The sequence below is a fragment of the Halolamina salina genome (genome assembly GCF_054653455.1).
Map to the genome: position 1 here is coordinate 2,407,373 of NZ_BAAIGE010000002.1, position 13,532 is coordinate 2,420,904.

Sequence of the window (13,532 nt, forward strand, 5' to 3'; positions counted from 1 at the left end):
GATACGTCCGGCGCCCGACACCCCGGTATGCCAGAGATCGGAGTCGTCGGCGCCGGGAGCGCGGCCGCCGCGGCGACGTTCGCCCTCGACGAGTCGCTGCCGGACGCCGAGGTGACCGTGCTGGAGAAGTCCGGCGGGCTCTGTGGCCGCGCGGCCACCCGCCGACACGGGGACCTGACGTACGACTACGGCGCGAACTACGTCAGGTCCGACAGCGACCGGGCGAACGAGCTTCTGACTCGGACGCTGGACGACGACGGCCTCGTCGACGTGACCGACCGGATCTACACGTTCGACGAGGCGGGCGAGGTGACCCCCGGGCGGAAGCCCGACGGCCACAAGTGGTCCTACCGGGCGGGGCTGACACAGATCGCCAAGCGGCTGTTCGGGCGGACCGACGCCGAGATCCACCGGCGGACGCGGGTCGAGACGCTGCGGCGCGACGCCGACGCCGAGACGTGGACGCTCGTCGACGCGGACGGCGAGGCGTGGGGACCGTTCGACGTGCTCCTCCTCAATCCGCCGGCGCCCCAGACCGCCGACCTGCTCCGCGGTGCGGAGTGGGAATCGCCGGTGAAGCAGCCCATGCTCGATGCCGTCTCGGACGTGCCGTACCGAACGATCTGGACCGCCGTGCTGCACTACCCCTTCGATCTCGATTTGCCGTACTACGCGCTCGTCAACACGGACAAGGAGCACGCCGTCGGCTGGCTCTCCCGCGAGGAGTGCAAACCCGGCCACGTCCCCGACGGCGAGTCGCTGCTGGTGGTGCAGGCCAATCACGACTGGTCGGTCGCGCACTACGACGACGACCCGGCGGCGAACGTCGACACGCTCGCGGCCCACGCCGCCGAGATCGTCGGCGACGAGCGGCTGGCCGATCCCGACTGGACCGACCACCAGGGGTGGCGCTACGCGCTGCCAGACGCCGGCGTCGCCGCCGACCCGCTCGACGCCGCCGAGGCCGAGGGGCTGTACTGTACGGGCGACTGGGTCGCCGGCGAGGCCCGCCTCCACGCCGCGCTGGAGAACGGGCTGGAGGTAGGCGAGAGGATCGCGGCGGCTACTCGAACGTGAGGATCTCGATCCCGTCGGTGTCGTAATCAGTCATCGCCGCCAGCCGGTCGGAGACGCCGTCGAGTCCCACCTCGCGGCCGACGAGCGCGCCCGGGTCGAGCGTCCCGTCGTCGACCATCGCCAGCAGTTCGTCGAAGCGTGCGGGCGGCATCCCCCGCGAGCCGAGCCAGTCGATCTCCCAGCGGGTCATCCAGTCGGTCGGCAGCGACACCTCGCCCTTCTCGGCGTCGGTCGTCAGCCCCACCTGCACGTGGGTGCCGCGGGAGCGCAGACACTGGACGGAGTTCCGTGCGGTCTCCGCGCGGCCGAGCGCGTCGAGGCTGACCGCGGCACCGCCGTCGGTGATCTCGTGGATTCGCTCGACGGCGTCGGTCTCGCTCCCGTTCACCGTCTCGCTCGCGCCCACGTCCGCGGCGCGGGCGAGCGCGGCGTCGCTCACGTCGACCGCGATCGGTCGCGCCCCGAGCGCGTCGGCGATCTGGACCGCCGAGAGGCCGACGCCGCCGCAGCCGTGGACCGCGACCCAGTCGCCGCCGCCCACGTCGGCGCGGTGGGCGAGCGCGTGGAACGCGGTCATGTACCGACAGCCGACCGCGGCCACGTCCCGGAAGCTCACGCCGTCGGGCAGCGTCTGGAGGTTGTGGTCGGCGTGGGGGACGCCCACTCTCTCGGCGAACGCGCCGGGCACGTCGGACTCGAACCCCAGCGCGAGGCCGTCCTCGCAGGTGTTCCCGTGGCCGGTCCGGCACTCCCCACAGCCCCCGCAGCCGAGGCTGAACGGGACGACCACGCGGTCGCCGACCGCGACGCGGTCGACGTCCTCCCCGACTTCGACGACGCGGCCCGCCGGCTCGTGGCCGAGCACGTAGTCCAGCGGCACCTGATCGTCGGCCCACTCGCCGTGGCCCTGCCACGCGTGCCAGTCGCTCCGGCAGATGCCGCAGGCCTCGACCTCGACGACGGCGCCGTCGGGCGTGGGCTCGGGGTCGGGTAGCTCGGTCACGTCGAGCGGTTCGCCGTACTCGCGGAGCACTGCGGCGCGCATTTGACCGGCGTTGGGGTGGGGTGTGGGTAGGGTTGTCGGTGACCCCCCGACTGCTCAGAGCCAGGGATACTGCGCCGTGTCCCGCCCGGCGTAGTCCGGGTCGAGGTAGATGAACAGCCGCGCGATCTCGCCGTCGCGTACCTCGAACACGTCACACCAGCGCCCGCCGCCCGGCTCCCCGTCGGGTCGCCACTCTGTCCCGTCGGCGGTCTCGCCGCTACTCGTCCCCTCGACGACGACCGTGTCGCCGTTGATGACGTAGTTGAACGTCTCGTAGTCGTGGTTCATCGCGTTCACCACCCCGCCCACGTCGCCGAACATCTCGCCGATCTCCTCCCGCCCGGTAGCGATCCCCCACTTCGGGTAGAACACGCGGGCGTCCTCGGCGAACAGTTCGAGCAGGTCGCCGCCGCTGTCGAGCCGTCGGAAGTAGTCGAGCACGATGCCTTTCCGGTCGATGTCGGCCTCGGTCAGTTCCCGCATAGTCGTGCTAACATTTACCACAGAATAACGCTACCGGCAGTGACACGACCGTCACGAGCCTGCGACCCGCTCGGCGGCGGCGAAGCCGGCACAGCACCTAAGCGGCGGCGGACCCCATCGTCGCTATGAACGTTCTCGTCACGGGCGCGACCGGGTTCGTCGGGGGACGGCTGATCCCGGCGCTGCTCGACGCCGGCCACGAGGTGTCGGCGCTCGTCCGGGACCGATCGACGTACGACGCCCCCGAGGGCGTGACCGTGTTCGAGGGCGACGTGCTGGAGCCGTCGGGGCTGGACGACGCGCTGGAGGGCGTCGACGCCGCCTACTACCTGATCCACGCGATGGGCGGCGGCCGCGGCTTCGAGGAGCGCGACCGGCGGGGCGCACGCAACTTCGCGAGCGCGGCCGAGCGGGCCGGCGTCGACCGCGTGCTCTACCTCAGCGGCCTCGGGGTCGACGGCGACGACCTCTCGGCCCACCTGCGGTCCCGCCGGGAGGTCGAGACGGTGCTGGGCCGCGGGGAGTACGACCTGACCGTGCTCCGGGCGGCGATCATCGTCGGCGCGGGCAGCGCCAGCTTCCGGATCGTCCGCCAGCTCGGCTCGCGGCTCCCCGTGATGATCACGCCGCGCTGGGTGTCCACGCGGGTCCAGCCGATCGCGATCGACGACGTGATCGCGTACCTCGTGGGCGCCCTCGACGAGCCCGAGACCGCCGACGGGACGTTCGAGATCGGCGGGCCGGAGGTGCTGACCTACCGCGAGATGCTCGCGACCGTCGGTCGGGTCCTGATCGGCCGGGAGCCGTTGATCGTCCCCGTGCCGGTGCTCACCCCGCGGCTCTCGGCGTACTGGGTCGACCTCGTCACCGACGTGCCCGCGGGGGTGGCGTACCCGCTTATCGACGGCATGGCGACGGACGTAGTCGTGACCGACGACCGGATCCAGTCGCTGGTGCCGATCGAGCGGACTCCCTTCGAGGCGGCCGTGGAGCAGGCGCTCGACGAGGAGGCGGCCGGCGAGGAGGCCTGATGGCGCCGAATCTGGGGGAGACGTGGGTGTACGAGAGCCTCGTGAGCGCGGTGCCGGGGCTGGACCTCTCGGACCGGGCCGCGCTGCTCACGCAGTTCGTCGTCTTCGAGGCGATCGTCCTCACGGTCGCGGCGGTCTACGACCTCTGGACGGCGGTGCCGGCCGGCACCGCGGCGATCGTCGTCGCGGTCGCGGGTAGCTGGCTGATGCTGACGTTCAGCCGGACCGTCCGCCGGCTCCAGCCGCCGAGGACGTACCGCCGGCTGCTGTTCGGCTCCAGCATCGAACTCGCGCTCAGCGTGCTCGCGTTCGTGCTGTTCGTGACGTACCTGTTCGTCGTCGATCCGCGGGACGGTGGCTCGCTGCTGACGGAGCTGTTGGGGCCGGAGCCGCCCGTGATCGCCGTCGTGCTGCTGTTGCTGGTCACGTGGGACGTGATCTACCGCATCGGCGCCTGCTGGTGGGCGACGGTCGTGGGGTTCTGGCGCGCGCTCCGCCACGACTTCGACCGCGAGACGACCGCGAAGCTGACCCGCCTCGACGCGCTCAACGTCGCGTTCGCCGGCGTGCAGGTGGCGATGGTGCCGTTCGTGCTCGGCCACCCGGTGCTCGTCGCCGCGGTCGTCGGCCACCTGTTCGCCGTCGTCGTCGTCTCGATCGCGACGGTCGCCCTCCAGCGGCGCGCTATCGACGGCGGCGAGTGAGCGGCGTTTCTCGATAGCCGCCGGGAGAGCACGCTCGGCCGCGCAGGAAGGATATTTTCAGAAATTAATTCTTCGTCAAAACGTTTAAACCAGATAGCGAAACAACGGTTCCCAAGACCACCATGTCCACCCCGGAGCCACGGTTCGACCGCGTGCCGGCCCCAGCCCCGCCACAGCACGGCGACGCGTGGTACGCGCCCGACACGCTCGCCCAGTACGAGAGCGCGCCCGGCGTCGTCGCCACCGTCTCGCGGAACGGGGGCGAAAAGCGGGCGACCGAGTTCGCCTACGACGCCCGGGAACCGCCGCTCTCGCCGAGCGAGCGGGCCGAACTCGACCGCGTCCGGGACCACTTCGCCGGCACCCGGCGCCGCCGACCCCTCACGCGACAGGGCGCCGTCGAACGCGCCGAGTCGGGGCTTCCGCCGAAGTACGAGCGCACCCTCGACCGCCTGCTCTCGGGCGGGCCGGGCGCGCGCCGGCGGCTGCACTACCACGCGCTGCGGGACCTCCGCCTGCTCGGCGACGCCACGCCGCTGGCGCTGGACGACGAGGTCGGCGTCGCCGACAGCGAGGCCGCCGCCGACGGCAGCCTCGTGGTCCACACCACCGACTTCGCCCCCGCGGTGACCGATCTCGACGCCGACGGCGCGTTCGTCGACCGCGTGGCCGCCGAGCGACTGCGGCGCTACGAAGTCGAGTTCGCGGGCTACCCCGTCCCGGTCGTCCTCTACCGCGACGGCATGCTCGGGAGCGACCGCTTCGCCACGCGGTACGCGGTGTTGGAGCCGGACCTGCTCCCGGGCGACGAGGCGCTCATCGCGGAGTGCAAGGAGCGCGTCTGGGAGGCCAGCACCGAGGACGTGATCGGCGACGGCGTCGACCGCCGCGCGTTCGTCGCCGAGCGCGCGCGGCGGCTGCTTTCCCGCCGACTCACCGGACGGAACACCCGGGAGTGGCTGGCGTCGGTGCGCTACCGGGTCCGGTCGGCGCTGGCCGACCTCGGCGTGGGGCTGCCGCCGGTCGACGACCGCTACGCGGCGGACCGACTCGACGACCTCGTCTACCACGTCCTCCGCGACTACGTCGGGGAGGGACCGCTGACGGTGCCGATCCGGGACCCGAACCTGGAGGACATCGAAGCCAACCGCGTCGGCGAGCGCGTGAAGGTCGTCCCGCGCAGCGAGATCGCCGACGGGGGCCGGGTGCCGACGAACCTCGCCTTCGACACCGAGAGCAGCTTCGTCAACGTCGTCACCCAGTTGGCGGCGAGCGACGGCGTCGAACTCGACGCCTCGAACCCCAGCGCAAAGGTGAACCTCGACCCGCCGGGCGTCGCCGAGACAGTGCGGTGTGCGGTCGCGCTGCCGGTCATCAGCGAGGGCGGCCCGCACGTCTCCATCCGGAAGCAGGCCGCCGAGGCGATGACGCCCGTCGATCTGCTTCGGAACGGCACGCTGTCCGTCGATCTCGTCGCGCTGCTGTGGCTCTGCTACGAGCATCAGGGCGTGGTGCTGTTCTCCGGCCCGACCGGGGTGGGGAAGACGACGCTGATGAACGCCCACATGCCGTTCGTCCCCTACGACGACCGCCCGGTCTCGATCGACGAGGGGTCGCGGGAGGTCCGCCTGCCCCACGAAACCGGCGTCTCGCTGACCACGCGGGACCACGAGAGCGAGTACAAGCGGGTGACGATGGCGGATCTGATGACCGAGTCGAACTACCTCAACCCCGACACGGAGGTGATCGCGGAGATCAACACGCCCGAGAGCTTCGAGACGTTCGCCGAGACCGTCAACACCGGCCACGGCGTCGTCGGCACGACCCACGCCGAGGACGTCCGCACGCTCGTGAACCGCGTGGTCGAACAGGGCGTCCCCGCCTACCTGCTCGAGGAGATCGACCTCGTCGTCTTCCCGCATCGCTCGGACGGCGATCGCTACGTCGCCCGGGCCGTCGAGTTCCTCACGCCGGAGCAGGCCGACGAACTCCCACCCGGCGCGGGGGAGGTGATCGAGAAGGGCGACACCACGATCTGCTTCAACGAGGTGTTCGCCCGCGACGTGACCGGGGAGTTCTCCCTCGCCGGGCCGAGCGACCCCGCGGCCCCCGACGACCGCGGGTTCCGGCTGTTCCACCGGATCGCCGCCGCGACCGATCGCTCGCCGGAGGCAGTCGAACAGGAGTTCCGTCGGAAGCGTCGCTACGTCGAGTTTCTCGACGACGAGGGCGTCCGGGCGTTCGGCGAACTGTTCGACCTGCTCGCGGATCTCCGCACCGACGAGGCGGCGACCGTCGAACGTCTCCGGCGGACCGCGGTCGCCGACGGCGGCGGCGGGGAGGACGAGCGATGAGCACCGAGCGCGGTCCCCCCAGCGCGGTCGACGCCGACGCCACGTCCTCTCGGCTCTCGGCAGTCGATCGGACGCTGTACACACTGTTCGCGAGCGAGGCCGACGCCGCGCGCCACAGCGCCCACCGCGAGCAGTACCGCGGCACCGACCTCGGCGTCGGCTTCGACGTGTACGTCGCCCGGCTCCACGGGCTGGCGTGGCTGACGGCGGTGCTGGCGGTCGTGCCGACGCTCGCGATCGCGCTGGCGGCGCCACCCGGCACGTACGACGCGCTCGCGGGACTGCTCGCGCGTGTCGCGCCCGTTGGCGTCGCCCCGCGGCCGCCCCGCTTGCTCGTCGGCGCCGTCGTCGGAAGACTGGTCGGTGTCGTGGCCCGCCGCGGGGTGATCGCCCTCGGCGGGCGCTACCTCGGCTGGCTGGCAAGCGCCCGGAAGGCCGACATCGAGCGCACCCTCCCCGGCGCCGCCCGCTACCTCCATGCACTCTCCTCCGGCGCCGACGGGCCGCGGGCGATGCTCCGGAAGGTCGCCGAGAACGACGCCTACGGCGAGACCGCGGTCGCGGCGCGGAAGGTGCTCAACACCGCCGCACTCACCGGGAGTCTCGACGAAGGACTGCGACGTGTCGCCCGCGACACCCCCTCGCGGGACACGCTCGCGCCGTTCCTGTTGAAGTTCCGCGAACACAGCGAGCAGGGCGGCGACGCGCTGGCGAACTACCTCGGGCTCGAGGCGCGGATGCTCGGCCACCAGCGCTCGCAGGCTCAGCGGCGCAACGAGGGCTTCCTCGAACTGGTCGCGGAGCTGTTCGTCGTGCTGCTCGTGATGCCCGCGCTGCTGGTGGTCGTACTGACGGTGATGAGCGTGCTCGCGCCGGGGCTCTCGGCCCCCCTCCCGACGCCGCTGGGGTCGATCACCCAGCGTGCGGCGCTCATCTACGGCGCCGCCGGCTTCGTCCTGCTCGTCGGCGCCGGTGCGGCGGCGACGGTGGGCCACCTCCGCCCGACCGAGCGGCAGGTGACGTACAGCCGGCCCGAGGGGGCGATCGCGACGCTGCGCTCGGCGCCGACCAACCCCGCAAGCGCCGCGCTCGTGCTCGCGCCGCTGGCGCTCGTGGGGATCGGCGCGGGACACCTCGCCCGGATCCATCCGCTCGGCTCGCTGCTCGCGGGCTACGTCGCGTGGGGGATCCCGGTCGGCGCCGTCGCGGTCCGCCGCGCACGTATCGACGACGCGAAAGACCGGGAGATACAGGAGTTCGTCCACGCCGTCTCGGGCCACGTCGGGCTCGGGCGACCGTTCGGCGAGGCGGTCGAGCTGGTGGCCGAGGACGTGGATCTCGGCCCGCTGCAGGGCGACGTGGCGTCGCTGGCGTTCGACCTCTCGCTGTCGGACAGCCCCGCGGGGACGGATCGCCGGACTGCGGCGCTGTCGCGGTTCGTCGATCGCGTGGGCACACCGCTTGCGGCCCAGACGATGGGGCTGGTGACGGGGGCGCTCGACGCCGGCAGCGACACCGAGTCGGTGTTCGAGACACTCCAGACCGAGGTCGGGCAGCTGTATCACGAAAAGAAGGCGCTTCGCAGCGACCTCGCGGTGTACGTCGGCGTCGGCTGGGTGACGGCGCTGCTGGTGGTCGCGATCGTCCTCGCGGTCGACCTGTACGTGCTCGACGGGTTCAGCCAGCTATCGGCGATGCCCGGCTCCGCCGGGTTCGCGCTGGACCCGAACGCGATCCAGCCCGAACGCGAGCGGTTCCGGTTCGCGGTCGTCGCCGTCGCCACCTCGATCGCCGCGGGCTGGTTCGCGGGGATGGCCAGCCGCGGCCCCTACGACGCGTTGCTGCACTCCAGCCTGCTGGCCGGACTGACCGCCGCGGTGTTCGCGGGGGTGGGGCTGGCGTGAGCGACACCACCCCACGCCGTCGGGGGCAGTCACAGCGCGACGGCGACACCACCCCATGCCACCGAGCGCAGTCGCAGCGCGGCGGCGACAGCACTCCATGCCGCCGCGCACAATCCCACGTCGTCGGTGTCGCGCTCCTCCTCGCGATCACCACGATCTCGATGGGCGCGCTCACGGCGGGCGTCGGAGACGTGGTCGAGAGCAACGCCGCGGCGGCCGACGCCGACCGCGTCGCTGACGCGCTCGCGGCGATGGAGCCGTCGGAGTCGACCGGCGTCGAACGCCACGACCTCGCGTTCGGCGAAGGGAGCCTGACTGTCGAATCGCGGACGGTCAGACTACTCGACGGCGACGGGGTCGTCGCCGAACACGAGGCGGACGCGCTCGTGTTCGAGGCGGGCGAGCGCCGGGTGACGTTCCTCGCCGGCGCCGTCGCCCGCGGAGCCGGGAACGCCTCCCTGCTGGACGAGAGGCCGCCGATCGCGACCGGGGACGGCCTCCTGCTCGTCGGCCTGCCAGTCCTGAACGCGAGCGGAACCGCCTCGGTCGCCGGGGAGAGCGTGTCGGCGACGCTGCGGACCGAGACGAGCCACGAGCGCCGCGAACTCGGCGGCGGCGAGTACCGCCTCGCGGTCGAGACGGCGACGCCGGGCGCGTGGGAGCGCTACTTCGCCGAGACGAACGCGAGCGTGAGCCGGCGGGCGTTCGACGGCGACGAGCACGCGAGCGTCGTCGCCGCGTTCCCCGGCGAGCGGACGGGGTATCTCGTGATTCACGAGACGAAACTGGAGGTGGAGACGTGATCAGTGACGATCGCGGGGTCACGCCCGCGGTCGGGAAGGCGCTGGAGGTCGGGATCGTCGTGCTGTTCGTCGGCGCGATGACGACCGCGCTGTACGGCGGTGCGGTGCCCGACTACCGCGACGCGGTCGGCACCGAGGTCGGCGACCGCGCGGTCGTCGCGGCGGCCGAGCGCGTCGAGAACGCGGTGCCGCCGGCCGCGAGGGGCGTCCGGACCGTCCACGGCGTGGACCTCCCGCGGTCGATCCGGGGCGAGAACTACCGGATCGCCGTCGAGAACCGGACCCTGGTGCTCGATCACCCCTCGCCAGCCGTCGACGCCCGCGCTCGGCTCGCACTCCCCGAACGCGTCGACTCCGTCGACGGCGCGTGGCGGAGCAGCGACGACACCGTAGTGCTCGTCACGGGCGATCGCGGGGGACTCTCCGTCGAACTCACGGCGCGGGAGCATCTGGGGGGTGAGGGATGAGCGACGCCCGCGGGCAGGCGAACCTGCTCTCGCTGGCGGTCGCGCTCACCGCCCTGGTGTCGGCAACCGCACTGGGGCTGGTGGTCGCCGACGGGGCGTTGGCGGGAGCCGACCGCGAACCCGGCGAGCGCCGCGCCGCCGGCGCCGCGGCCGAGCGGCTCGTGAGCGCCGACGCGACGACCGTGCGGGAGAACGTGCTCGATCGGGAGACAGTCGAGGCGCTCTCCCCGTCCGACCTCGACGCGCTCGCGCCGCCGGTCGCGAACCGCTCGGTCCGGGTCCGGCTGGATGGTGAGACGATACTCGAACGCGGTGATCCCACCGGCGCGACCGTCGAGCGAGTGGTGCTCGCCGCCGAGCGCACGACGCGCTCTCGATCGGTCGCCGTCGGCGACGGCGACGGGCTCACGCTTCCCCGCCGGACCGACCGCGTCGAGCTGACGTTCGGTCCCGGCTCGACGGTGGAGACGGTCCGGGCCAACGGCCGGGTCGTGCTCCACGACCCCGGCGGGCTCGCGGGGCAGTTCGTCGTCGAACCCTCGCGGTACGAGACGGTCACGCTCACCTTCGAGGGTGGCACGGCACAGGTCGGCGTCGAGTCGCGGCCGCTGCGAACCGAGAAAGCCACCCTCCGGGTGACCGTCGATGGCTGACCGCGGCCAGCTCTCGCTCACGATGGTCGAGGCCGCCGTCGGGGTGTTGCTACTGTTCGCGGCGACGGCGACGTTCGCGCTCGGGCTGCCCGCCGCCGGCGCCGACGAGGCCCAACTCGATCGGTACGCGGAGGACGCCGGCACGGTGCTCTCCCGCGAGCCGCCCCAGCACGGCGGGCTGACCCGGCTCTCCGAGGTGACACGGTCCCAGTCGGCGTTCGAGCGCGAGCGGGCGGCACTCGCCCACCGCGTCGAGCGGATCCTGCCGGAGAACCTCATGTACCGGGTCGAGACCCCCCACGGCGCCGTCGGCTTCCGGCGTCCGACAGGCGTGCCGACGGGGCGAGCGACGGTGCCGACCGTGGGCGGCCGGGTGATAATCAGGGTGTGGTACGCGTGAGCCGGGAGACGGGGGTTCGAGGGAACGATCGCGGGCAGACGGTGCTCGTCGCGGCGGCGATGCTGGCGCTGGCACTGCTCCCGCTGGGCTTTGCGTACCTCCAACTGGGGTACCACGAGGACGTGGCGGCGTCGACGGCGCCGGAAACGCCCGGCAGCGAGACGATCCGCCTACTCGAACGCGCGGTGTACGACGCCGGCGGCGAAGCGGTCGGCCACCCGTGGCAGGGTCGAACCGGCGCGGTCGCGCAGGTAAACGCGTCGCTCGCGCCGCGGGAGCGGGAGATCGAGGCCGCACAGGTAGAACGGGGGGTCGCGGTCCGGATCGAACGCAACGGGAGCGCCGCGGACGCGTGGGCAACGGAGAACTGTCCGAGCGGTGCGGGGCGGCTGTTCGGCGACTGTGACGCGATCGGCGGGATGGTGGTTCAGGAACGAGCGGGCGAGACGCACCTGCTGGCGGTCGCGTACGACCTCCGAGTCGTCGACGACCGCGGGGAGACGGCGCTGACCGTCGTGGTCCGGGCCGACGGGTGAGAGGGGGTGACTACGCCTCGTCCTCGTCGATCTCGTCGACGACGCCCGTGGTCTCGCGTTCGGTCTCGGCGATCTCCTCACGCTCGGTCGTCGCGGGGTCTGCGTGTTCGGCCTCGCCGAGCTCCTCCATGATCGCGTCGCGGGCGGCCTGTTCGTCCTCGAACTCGTCGTCGAGGCGGTCGAGCACGCTGCCCAGCGACTCCTCCTCGGCGACCACCTCGTCGGGGGCGTCCCGGAGCTCCGCCCGGATCTCGGCGCTGTTGCTCGGGAACTTCACGTCGTCGACGGCCGACTCGAACTCCGAGAGGATCTCCTCCTGTCGCTCGCGGCGGTCGCGTTGGCGGCGTTCGGCCTGCTCGTCGGGGGGAACATCGTCGGACATACCCCAAGGTAGGGCGTCGACAGTCAAGGCAGTGGTGGCCGGCAGGAGCGTCGGGCGGCTAGTTCACTTTCCGGGCGAACACGAGGTTGCCCGAGACGTTGTTGACCCGGGCGCGCACCGTCTCGCCCTCCTCGGCGCCGGAGACGAACATGGTGTAGTCGCCGCGCTTGGCGACGCCGTCGCCCTTCCGGCCGGTGTCGGTGATCTCGACCTCGTACGTCTCGCCCTCCTCGATGTCGGTGGTGGTCTCCTGACTGCTGCTCGTGGACTGCTTGGTGACCGGGCGGAACGCCCCACACGCCTCACAGCGCAGCATCATCGTGCCGTCCTCGTTGACCAGCCGGGTGTCGGGGAGGCCACACTCCGAACAGCGGACGAACTCCTCGATGTAGCTGTCGATGGCGGCCTGGATGTCCCGCTGGGAGAAGCTCCCGTTGTAGCGCGAGCGGCCGTCCTCGAACTGGCCGGCGGTGCCGAGCTCGCTCTGGATCTCACGGTGGAGGTGTTCGGACTCCCGGGAGAGCGCATCGGCGATCTCCTTGAGGTTGGTAAAGCGGGTGAACGCCCCGTCTTTCTGTACCTGCGGGTCGGGGACGCTGAGTCGCTCGTCGCTCCCGCCCAGTTCGGGCACGTTCTCGAGCGCCCGATCGAGTTGCTCCTCGTACTCCATACCCGTGATAACCGGCGGAGGAGGTTTATGACTTCCGAGGGGACGGCGAGTACATTCTGACCAACGCGTGCGCGAGCGCGGGCGTAAACGGGGGTGTGACCGTCGCTCCGCCGGGTCTGGGGAAACTACTTAACGGGTGCGACCCAACTTCCCCGGTGTGAGCAAGATCACCTTCCGCGCCGACGACGCGCTCGTCGAGCAGCTGGACGCGCTCGACGCGTCCAAAAGCGAGGTGATGCGCGAGGCGCTGCGGGAGTTCCTCGACCGCCACCCCGACGTGGGCGGCCAGCGGGAGGTGACGGGAGACGCCAGCGGCGAGCAGTCGGCGACGGCCGACGACGAACGGGCGGCGACAGCCGACAACAAACGGGCGGCAACGGCGCCCGAACTCACCGTCAACATCAACCTCGACGGTGAAGCGAGCGTCGACGGTGCCGACGGGACGAACGTCGACGTCGCGACGGAGACGGCGGACGACGAAGAAGCGTGTAAACAGTGCGGAGCGGCCGTGAGCGCCGACCACTCGTTCTGCCCCAACTGCGGCGAGGAACGCCGGCAGCAGGCACACTGCGAGTGCGGCGAGGAAATCCGCTCGGACTGGACGTTCTGCCCGGGCTGTGGCCGCCGCAGTCCGACCTCCGAGCTGTTCGACCGGGCGTAGCCCGTGTCTGACAGCGCCGTCCGATGTCTTACATCCGGGCGAAACCGGCGGAAGCTTTTTATCAGATAGCTACGTTGGTGTGCACGCGTAAGACGGTCGTCTTACAGAGCCGGCGGGGCGGGGAACCCGGCCGGACGGGACTGTAGGCGACGGCTCGCGCCGGTTCGTCTTACCGGGGGAAACCAACATGGAGCGTGTCACACTGCGAATTCCACGACAGCAGGTCGAAGAGGTCGAACAGATGGTCGAGACTGGGGAGTTCCCCAACCGTAGCGAAGCGATTCGCTCGGCCGTCCGCGAGATGATCGACGAGAACGACACGGCCGACGGCGGCCGTGATCGCAGCTGGGCCAAGGTGTAAT

The 13,532-nt window shown here is 71.6% G+C and carries 16 protein-coding genes; 12 read left to right on the top strand and 4 right to left on the bottom strand.

Annotation, left to right across the window (positions count from 1 at the left end; genetic code table 11):
- Nucleotides 1–27: 27 nt before the first annotated feature.
- Entirely contained in the window at nucleotides 28–1,077 is a 1,050-nt protein-coding gene (locus ACYQZ5_RS12875) for an NAD(P)/FAD-dependent oxidoreductase (protein ID WP_379818665.1), read from the top strand.
- On the opposite strand, the gene ACYQZ5_RS12880 is transcribed toward ACYQZ5_RS12875, so the two are convergent.
- A complete protein-coding gene (locus ACYQZ5_RS12880) occupies nucleotides 1,064–2,122 on the bottom strand; it encodes a zinc-dependent alcohol dehydrogenase family protein (RefSeq protein ID WP_459846405.1) in 1,059 nt (352 codons plus the stop codon). The two genes, ACYQZ5_RS12875 and ACYQZ5_RS12880, sit on opposite strands and share 14 nt — an antisense overlap.
- 54 nt (nucleotides 2,123–2,176) lie before the next feature.
- Complete coding sequence (locus ACYQZ5_RS12885; protein ID WP_379733109.1) at nucleotides 2,177–2,605, bottom strand: nuclear transport factor 2 family protein; 429 nt, start codon at nucleotides 2,603–2,605, stop codon at nucleotides 2,177–2,179.
- Between the two features lie 125 nt (nucleotides 2,606–2,730).
- Between ACYQZ5_RS12885 and ACYQZ5_RS12890 the strand changes: the two genes are divergently transcribed.
- The 9 genes from ACYQZ5_RS12890 (at nucleotide 2,731) to ACYQZ5_RS12930 (ending at nucleotide 11,457) form a co-directional block, all read left to right on the top strand.
- On the top strand, nucleotides 2,731–3,636 hold the full coding sequence (locus ACYQZ5_RS12890) for an NAD(P)H-binding protein (RefSeq protein WP_379818662.1): 906 nt from the start codon (nucleotides 2,731–2,733) through the stop codon (nucleotides 3,634–3,636).
- Entirely contained in the window at nucleotides 3,636–4,340 is a 705-nt protein-coding gene (locus ACYQZ5_RS12895; protein ID WP_379732748.1) for a DUF7530 family protein, read from the top strand. The genes ACYQZ5_RS12890 and ACYQZ5_RS12895 overlap by 1 nt, the downstream gene beginning before the upstream one ends.
- A gap of 122 nt (nucleotides 4,341–4,462) precedes the next feature.
- The gene (locus ACYQZ5_RS12900) at nucleotides 4,463–6,694 is read left to right on the top strand and encodes a type II/IV secretion system ATPase subunit (RefSeq protein ID WP_459846408.1); all 2,232 of its coding nucleotides are present in this window, start codon (nucleotides 4,463–4,465) and stop codon (nucleotides 6,692–6,694) included.
- Complete coding sequence (locus ACYQZ5_RS12905; protein WP_459846410.1) at nucleotides 6,691–8,598, top strand: type II secretion system F family protein; 1,908 nt, start codon at nucleotides 6,691–6,693, stop codon at nucleotides 8,596–8,598. Before ACYQZ5_RS12900 ends, ACYQZ5_RS12905 begins: the two co-directional genes overlap by 4 nt.
- Nucleotides 8,595–9,401, top strand: coding sequence for a DUF7289 family protein (locus ACYQZ5_RS12910; protein WP_459846412.1), 807 nt, complete (start codon nucleotides 8,595–8,597; stop codon nucleotides 9,399–9,401). Before ACYQZ5_RS12905 ends, ACYQZ5_RS12910 begins: the two co-directional genes overlap by 4 nt.
- Nucleotides 9,398–9,868 carry a DUF7266 family protein gene (locus tag ACYQZ5_RS12915; protein WP_459846414.1) on the top strand — a complete coding sequence of 157 codons (471 nt, stop codon included), beginning with the start codon at nucleotides 9,398–9,400 and terminating at the stop codon, nucleotides 9,866–9,868. Before ACYQZ5_RS12910 ends, ACYQZ5_RS12915 begins: the two co-directional genes overlap by 4 nt.
- Nucleotides 9,865–10,521, top strand: a complete 657-nt coding sequence (locus ACYQZ5_RS12920) for a DUF7263 family protein (RefSeq protein WP_459846416.1) — start codon at nucleotides 9,865–9,867, stop codon at nucleotides 10,519–10,521. Before ACYQZ5_RS12915 ends, ACYQZ5_RS12920 begins: the two co-directional genes overlap by 4 nt.
- Nucleotides 10,514–10,921, top strand: coding sequence for a DUF7262 family protein (locus ACYQZ5_RS12925; RefSeq protein WP_379818161.1), 408 nt, complete (start codon nucleotides 10,514–10,516; stop codon nucleotides 10,919–10,921). Before ACYQZ5_RS12920 ends, ACYQZ5_RS12925 begins: the two co-directional genes overlap by 8 nt.
- Nucleotides 10,909–11,457, top strand: a complete 549-nt coding sequence (locus tag ACYQZ5_RS12930) for a DUF7261 family protein (RefSeq protein ID WP_459846418.1) — start codon at nucleotides 10,909–10,911, stop codon at nucleotides 11,455–11,457. Before ACYQZ5_RS12925 ends, ACYQZ5_RS12930 begins: the two co-directional genes overlap by 13 nt.
- A gap of 10 nt (nucleotides 11,458–11,467) precedes the next feature.
- On the opposite strand, the gene ACYQZ5_RS12935 is transcribed toward ACYQZ5_RS12930, so the two are convergent.
- Nucleotides 11,468–11,839, bottom strand: coding sequence for a hypothetical protein (locus ACYQZ5_RS12935; protein ID WP_379732024.1), 372 nt, complete (start codon nucleotides 11,837–11,839; stop codon nucleotides 11,468–11,470).
- A 58-nt stretch (nucleotides 11,840–11,897) separates the two neighbouring features.
- Entirely contained in the window at nucleotides 11,898–12,509 is a 612-nt protein-coding gene (locus tag ACYQZ5_RS12940; RefSeq protein WP_379732023.1) for a translation initiation factor IF-2 subunit beta, read from the bottom strand.
- A gap of 157 nt (nucleotides 12,510–12,666) precedes the next feature.
- On the opposite strand from ACYQZ5_RS12940, the gene ACYQZ5_RS12945 reads away from it, so the two are divergent.
- Both ACYQZ5_RS12945 and ACYQZ5_RS12950 read left to right on the top strand, forming a co-directional pair.
- Nucleotides 12,667–13,170 carry a double zinc ribbon domain-containing protein gene (locus ACYQZ5_RS12945; protein WP_379732022.1) on the top strand — a complete coding sequence of 168 codons (504 nt, stop codon included), beginning with the start codon at nucleotides 12,667–12,669 and terminating at the stop codon, nucleotides 13,168–13,170.
- A gap of 187 nt (nucleotides 13,171–13,357) precedes the next feature.
- A complete protein-coding gene (locus ACYQZ5_RS12950) occupies nucleotides 13,358–13,531 on the top strand; it encodes a transcriptional regulator CdrS (protein ID WP_379732021.1) in 174 nt (57 codons plus the stop codon).
- The last annotated feature ends 1 nt before the right edge of the window (nucleotide 13,532 follow it).

Coding starts and splice junctions, on each gene's coding strand:
- ACYQZ5_RS12875 (WP_379818665.1), top strand. CDS start 28: ATGCCAGAGATCGGAGTCGTCGGCGCCGGGAGCGCGGCCGCCGCGGCG.
- ACYQZ5_RS12880 (WP_459846405.1), bottom strand. CDS start 2,122: ATGCGCGCCGCAGTGCTCCGCGAGTACGGCGAACCGCTCGACGTGACC.
- ACYQZ5_RS12885 (WP_379733109.1), bottom strand. CDS start 2,605: ATGCGGGAACTGACCGAGGCCGACATCGACCGGAAAGGCATCGTGCTC.
- ACYQZ5_RS12890 (WP_379818662.1), top strand. CDS start 2,731: ATGAACGTTCTCGTCACGGGCGCGACCGGGTTCGTCGGGGGACGGCTG.
- ACYQZ5_RS12895 (WP_379732748.1), top strand. CDS start 3,636: ATGGCGCCGAATCTGGGGGAGACGTGGGTGTACGAGAGCCTCGTGAGC.
- ACYQZ5_RS12900 (WP_459846408.1), top strand. CDS start 4,463: ATGTCCACCCCGGAGCCACGGTTCGACCGCGTGCCGGCCCCAGCCCCG.
- ACYQZ5_RS12905 (WP_459846410.1), top strand. CDS start 6,691: ATGAGCACCGAGCGCGGTCCCCCCAGCGCGGTCGACGCCGACGCCACG.
- ACYQZ5_RS12920 (WP_459846416.1), top strand. CDS start 9,865: ATGAGCGACGCCCGCGGGCAGGCGAACCTGCTCTCGCTGGCGGTCGCG.
- ACYQZ5_RS12925 (WP_379818161.1), top strand. CDS start 10,514: ATGGCTGACCGCGGCCAGCTCTCGCTCACGATGGTCGAGGCCGCCGTC.
- ACYQZ5_RS12935 (WP_379732024.1), bottom strand. CDS start 11,839: ATGTCCGACGATGTTCCCCCCGACGAGCAGGCCGAACGCCGCCAACGC.
- ACYQZ5_RS12940 (WP_379732023.1), bottom strand. CDS start 12,509: ATGGAGTACGAGGAGCAACTCGATCGGGCGCTCGAGAACGTGCCCGAA.
- ACYQZ5_RS12950 (WP_379732021.1), top strand. CDS start 13,358: ATGGAGCGTGTCACACTGCGAATTCCACGACAGCAGGTCGAAGAGGTC.